The sequence below is a fragment of the Cellulomonas sp. B6 genome (genome assembly GCF_001462455.1).
In the GTDB taxonomy this organism is placed as follows: domain Bacteria; phylum Actinomycetota; class Actinomycetes; order Actinomycetales; family Cellulomonadaceae; genus Cellulomonas.
Genome location: NZ_LNTD01000207.1, coordinates 1 through 5,088, shown reverse-complemented (window position 1 = coordinate 5,088; position 5,088 = coordinate 1). Strand labels below are relative to the sequence as shown.

The window sequence follows — 5,088 nt, the reverse complement described above, 5'->3', positions numbered from 1 at the left end:
GCGGGACGTGTCGCGGGGGCCCCGTGAGGGCCGTCGCGAGGTGGGGTGGGTCAGCTGCGCACGAGGCGCGCGATCGCGGCGGAGGCCTCGCGGACCTTCTCGGCGCCCGCCTCGGGGGACTGCCGCGCGGCGTCGACGACGCAGTGGCCGAGGTGGTCCTCGACGAGGCCGATGCTCACGGCCTGCAGCGCCTTGGTGACGGCGGCGACCTGCGTGAGGACGTCGATGCAGTAGACGTCCTCGTCGACCATGCGGGCGATGCCGCGGACCTGGCCCTCGATGCGGCGCAGGCGGCGCAGGTACTCGGCCTTGGCGGGCGAGTAGCCGTGCGTCGCGTGGTCGTGTGCGGGGGCGTCGGCTTCCGCGGGTGCGAGCGCGGGCGCGTCGGCGTCGGGGGTGTCGTGCGTGACGGGTGCCGTCTCGGTGGACATAGCTCCATCATACCCCTGGGGGGTATCACCACAAGGGTGTTCGCGCCCGGCGGACGCCTCGCTCAGGGATGATCGACCCCATGCGTGTCTCGGCGAAGGCGGACTATGCGGTGCGGGCGTGCGCCGAGCTGGCCAGCAGGCCGGCGGACGACTCGGTCTCGAGCGAGGTGCTCGCCGAGGGGCAGGGCATCCCCACGAGCTTCCTCGAGCGGATCCTCGGGGACCTGCGCCGGGCCGGCGTCGTGACCAGCGTGCGCGGGCGCTCGGGCGGGTACCGGCTCGCGCGCGGCGCCGACGAGATCACGCTCGCCGAGGTCATCCGGGCCGTCGACGGCCCGCTCGTCACAGTGCGCGACGTGCGCCCGCCCGGGCTCACCTACGAGGGGTCGGCCACGGCGCTGCTCGACGTCTGGGTCGCGCTGCGCGCGTCGGTGCGCGACGTGCTCGAGGGCGTCACGCTCGCCGACGTCGTCCAGCGCGAGCTGCCCGAGCTCGTGGTCCGGCAGGCCGCGCGCGAGGACGCCTGGCTCAACCCCTGACGGGCGCGCGACGTCCGACCGGGCGCTCGGCGTCGTCAGGGTCGGGGCGAGGCCTGCAGCAGGGGCAGCACGCGGTCGCGCAGCAGCGGCGCGAGGTCGGGCGGCAGCGGGGCGTCGGGGTCGATCCAGCGCAGCTCGGCGATCTCGGCGCCGGCCGCGACGGGCGCGTCGAGCGCGTGCTCGAAGACGTCCGCCTCGACCTCGAACCCGTCCTCGTTCGCCGCGGCGGCGCGGTGGACGCCGAGGGGGCGCAGCGTCTCGACGCGCAGCGCGACGCCGACCTCCTCCTGCACCTCGCGCACCGCGGTCTGCGCGGGCGACTCGCCGGTCTCGGGCTTGCCCCCGGGGAGCATGAACCGCGACGTGCCGCGCTTGCGCACCGTCAGCACCGCGCCCGCCGCGTCCCGCAGCACCACGGCGCTGACCCTGATCACTCCCGCGGTCGTCACGGCGGACGACCCTACGCCCCGAGCTGAGCCGAGCCGATGCGCCGTCCGTCGGCGAGACGGCGTCTCAGGATGCGACCGATCCTTGAAATCCCGCTAACCGGGTCGGAATTATCAGCGAGGTACGGACAACCGCCCGTGCGCGTCACCCGCTCCCGGCCTCCCCGCCGGCCGCCCCGAGGTGGTCCCCGTGCCCTCCTTGATCCTCCTGGCCCTCGTCGGCCTCGCCGCACAGCTCGTCGACGGCAGCCTCGGCATGGCGTACGGCGTCACCTCGACGACGCTCCTGCTCGCGATCGGCACCAACCCGGCCGCGGCCTCCGCGACCGTCCACCTTGCCGAGATCGGCACGACGCTCGCGTCCGGCGTCTCGCACTGGCGGTTCGGCAACGTCGACTGGAAGGTCGTCCTGCGGATCGGCGTCCCCGGCGCCGTCGGCGCGTTCGCCGGCGCGACGTTCCTGTCGAACCTGTCGACCGACGCCGCCAAGCCCGTGATGTCGCTCCTGCTGCTCGCGCTGGGCCTCTACCTGCTGGTGCGGTTCACGCTCAAGGGCCTGCGCACCGACCGCCAGCACCTGCCGCTGCGCAAGCGGTTCCTCGCACCGCTCGGCGTGTTCGCCGGGTTCGTCGACGCCACGGGCGGTGGCGGCTGGGGCCCCGTCGGCACGCCCGCGCTGCTCGCGTCCGGGCGGCTCGAGCCCCGCAAGGTCGTCGGCTCGATCGACACGTCCGAGTTCCTCGTCGCGCTCGCCGCGAGCCTCGGCTTCCTGTTCTCGCTCGGCTCGCAGGGCATCGACTTCACGTGGGTCGCCGCGCTGCTCATCGGCGGGCTGATCGCAGCGCCCTTCGCCGCGTGGCTCGTGCGCAAGGTCCCCGGCCGCGTGCTCGGCTCGGCGGTCGGCGGCGTCATCGTGCTCACCAACACCCGCACGCTGCTGCGCTCCGACTGGGTCGGCGTCGGTGACACCACCACCGAGGGCCTCGTGCTCGCGGCCATCGCGCTCGTGTGGGTCGTGGCCGTCACGTGGTCGGTGCGTGCCTACCGCCTCGACCTCGCGGCCGGGCGCGGCGCCGCGGGAACGGGCCACGGTCCGGCCGCGGACGCGCCCGGCGCGTCGTCGGACGCCCCGGACGCCGTCGACGCGGAGCCGGCCGCTCCGGTCGCGCCGCGCGTCTGACGCGGCACCCTCGAACGGTGGAGGGCCGGCCCGGCGCACCTGTCCGGAGCCGGGCCGGCCCTGCCACCCCCGCGCGGGCGGCCCGGATCCCGGGCCGCCTGCGTCCGCGTCACTCGGGACGCACGGCCTCCGCGGCGGCGCGCGCCGCACCCGGCAGCGCCTCGGCCACGCGGTCCAGCACCTCGTCGTCGTGCGCGGCGGACAGGAACCACGCCTCGAACGCCGACGGCGGCGCGAGCACGCCCGCGTCGAGCAGCGCGTGGAAGAACGGCGCGTACCGCCAGTGCTCGGACGCCTGCACGCCCGCGTAGTCCCGGGCACCCTCGGCGGCGGCGCGCTCGCCGAACACGATGCTGAACAGGCTGCCCGCCCACTGGATCGCGTGCGGCACGCCGGCCTGCACGAGCGCGCCCGAGACCTCGCGGCGCAGCCGCGCGGCCGCCGCGTCGACGCGCGCGTACACGTCGTCGTCCGCGAGCCGCAGCGTCGCCAGGCCCGCGGCCGTCGCGACCGGGTTCCCCGACAGCGTGCCCGCCTGGTACACGGGCCCGAGCGGCGCGAGCTGGTCCATGACGTCCGCGCGACCGCCGACCGCGGCGACGGGCAGCCCGCCGCCGATCACCTTGCCGAACGTCAGCAGGTCCGGCGCCCACTGCTCGGCGGCGCCCTCGAGGCCCCACCACCCGGCGGGGCCCACGCGGAAGCCCGTGAGCACCTCGTCCTGGATCAGCAGGGCACCCTGCTCCGTCGTCAGGCGCCGCAGCTCGCGGTTGAACCCGGGCAGCGGCGGGACGACGCCCATGTTGGCGGGCGCGGCCTCGGTGATGACCGCCGCGATCGAGCCGCCGTGCTCGGCGAACGCCGTGCGCAGCGCGTCCAGGTCGTTGTACGGCACGACGATCGTCTCGGCCGCGACAGCCGCCGTGACGCCCGCGGACCCGGGCAGCGCGAGCGTCGCGACGCCCGACCCCGCCTGCGCGAGCAGCGCGTCGACGTGCCCGTGGTAGCAGCCCGCGAACTTCACGACCTTGTCGCGGCCCGTCCACGCGCGCGCCAGCCGCAGCGCCGTCATGGTCGCCTCGGTGCCCGTCGACACCAGACGCACCCGCTCGGCGGCGGGCACGCGTGCGCGCACCTCATCGACCAGCTCGACCTCGGTCGTCGTCGGCGCGCCGAAGCCCAGGCCCCGCGCGGCCGCGCGCTGCACGGCGTCGACGACCTCGGGGTGCGCGTGGCCCAGCAGCGCCGGGCCCCACGACCCGACGAGGTCGACGTACGTGCGCCCGTCGACGTCGGTCACGTGCGCGCCGGCCGCCGACGCGAGGAACCGGGGCGTGCCGCCCACCGAGCCGTACGCCCGCACGGGGGAGTTCACGCCGCCCGGGATGACGGCGGTCGCGTGCTCGAACGCCGCGGTGCTGCTGCCCGTCCACGCCGGGCCGTCCACGGGGCCGGCTGCACCCGCGACGTCGTCCACCTGCGTCATCACCGCTCCTCCGCCAGCCACCCGGCCAGCTCCGTCGCCCAGTAGGTCAGGATCGCATCGGCGCCCGCGCGGCGGATGCTGAGCACCGACTCGGTGATGGCACCCCTGCGGGTGATCCACCCCTGCGCGGCCGCGGCCTCGATCATCGCGTACTCGCCCGACACCTGGTACGCCCAGACGGGCACGGGTGACGTCGCGGCGACGTCGGCGAGCACGTCGAGGTACGACATCGCGGGCTTCACCATGACGACGTCCGCGCCCTCGGCCACGTCGATCGCGACCTCGCGCGCGGCCTCCCGGCGGTTCGCCGGGTCCATCTGGTAGCTGCGGCGGTCGCCGTCGAGCTGCGACTCGACCGCCTCGCGGAACGGTCCGTAGAACGCCGACGCGTACTTCGCGGCGTACGCGAGCACGGCGACGTCGGTGTGCCCCGCGGCGTCGAGCGCGTCCCGGACGACACCCGTCTGACCGTCCATCATGCCGCTGAGCCCCACCAGGTGGGCGCCCGCCTCGGCCTGCGCGACCGCCATCGCCGCGTACCGCTCGAGCGTCGCGTCGTTGTCGACCGCGCCGCTCGGGGTGAGCACGCCGCAGTGGCCGTGGTCGGTGAACTCGTCGAGGCACAGGTCGGCCTGCACCACGAGGTCGTCGCCGACCTCCGCGACCACGTCAGCCACCGCGACGTTGAGGATCCCGTCGGGGTCGGTCGCACCCGTGCCCGTCGCGTCGCGGTGCGCCGGCACGCCGAACAGCATGATCCCGCCGAGCCCGGCCTCGACCGCGCGTGCGGCCTCCTGCCGCAGCGAGTCGCGCGTGTGCTGCAGCACGCCCGGCATCGAGCCGAGCGGGCGGGGTGCGTCGAGGCCCTCGCGCACGAACACCGGCAGCACGAGGTCGGCCGGGTGCAGGCGCGTCTGGGCGGCGAGGCGGCGCAGGGCGGGCGTGCGGCGCAGGCGGCGCGGACGCAGCCGGCCGGGCGAGGGGGTGGTCATGCGGGGTCCTCCGC

General features: G+C 75.9%; 6 protein-coding genes. 2 read left to right on the top strand and 4 right to left on the bottom strand.

Going from position 1 to position 5,088, the window contains the following annotated elements; genetic code table 11:
• Positions 1–50 precede the first annotated feature (50 nt).
• On the bottom strand, positions 51–431 hold the full coding sequence (locus ATM99_RS15965; RefSeq protein WP_082659916.1) for a metal-sensitive transcriptional regulator: 381 nt from the start codon (positions 429–431) through the stop codon (positions 51–53).
• An 80-nt stretch (positions 432–511) separates the two neighbouring features.
• On the opposite strand from ATM99_RS15965, the gene ATM99_RS15960 reads away from it, so the two are divergent.
• Positions 512–970, top strand: a complete 459-nt coding sequence (locus ATM99_RS15960) for an Rrf2 family transcriptional regulator (protein WP_062103833.1) — start codon at positions 512–514, stop codon at positions 968–970.
• A 35-nt stretch (positions 971–1,005) separates the two neighbouring features.
• Here the strand turns inward: ATM99_RS15960 and ATM99_RS15955 are convergent, their stop codons facing one another.
• Positions 1,006–1,419 carry an NUDIX domain-containing protein gene (locus ATM99_RS15955; protein ID WP_223305198.1) on the bottom strand — a complete coding sequence of 138 codons (414 nt, stop codon included), beginning with the start codon at positions 1,417–1,419 and terminating at the stop codon, positions 1,006–1,008.
• A 187-nt stretch (positions 1,420–1,606) separates the two neighbouring features.
• On the opposite strand from ATM99_RS15955, the gene ATM99_RS15950 reads away from it, so the two are divergent.
• Positions 1,607–2,596, top strand: a complete 990-nt coding sequence (locus tag ATM99_RS15950; protein WP_062103831.1) for a sulfite exporter TauE/SafE family protein — start codon at positions 1,607–1,609, stop codon at positions 2,594–2,596.
• 109 nt (positions 2,597–2,705) lie between these two features.
• Here ATM99_RS15950 and hemL read toward each other — a convergent pair whose 3' ends face one another.
• Positions 2,706–4,082 carry a glutamate-1-semialdehyde 2,1-aminomutase gene (gene hemL, locus ATM99_RS15945; protein WP_062103830.1) on the bottom strand — a complete coding sequence of 459 codons (1,377 nt, stop codon included), beginning with the start codon at positions 4,080–4,082 and terminating at the stop codon, positions 2,706–2,708.
• Positions 4,082–5,074: a porphobilinogen synthase gene (gene hemB / locus ATM99_RS15940; RefSeq protein ID WP_062103829.1), complete on the bottom strand. Its 993-nt coding sequence runs from the start codon at positions 5,072–5,074 to the stop codon at positions 4,082–4,084. The genes hemL and hemB overlap by 1 nt, the downstream gene beginning before the upstream one ends.
• Positions 5,075–5,088: the final 14 nt, after the last annotated feature.

Coding starts and splice junctions, on each gene's coding strand:
- ATM99_RS15965 (WP_082659916.1), bottom strand. CDS start 431: ATGTCCACCGAGACGGCACCCGTCACGCACGACACCCCCGACGCCGAC.
- ATM99_RS15960 (WP_062103833.1), top strand. CDS start 512: ATGCGTGTCTCGGCGAAGGCGGACTATGCGGTGCGGGCGTGCGCCGAG.
- hemL (WP_062103830.1), bottom strand. CDS start 4,082: ATGACGCAGGTGGACGACGTCGCGGGTGCAGCCGGCCCCGTGGACGGC.
- hemB (WP_062103829.1), bottom strand. CDS start 5,074: ATGACCACCCCCTCGCCCGGCCGGCTGCGTCCGCGCCGCCTGCGCCGC.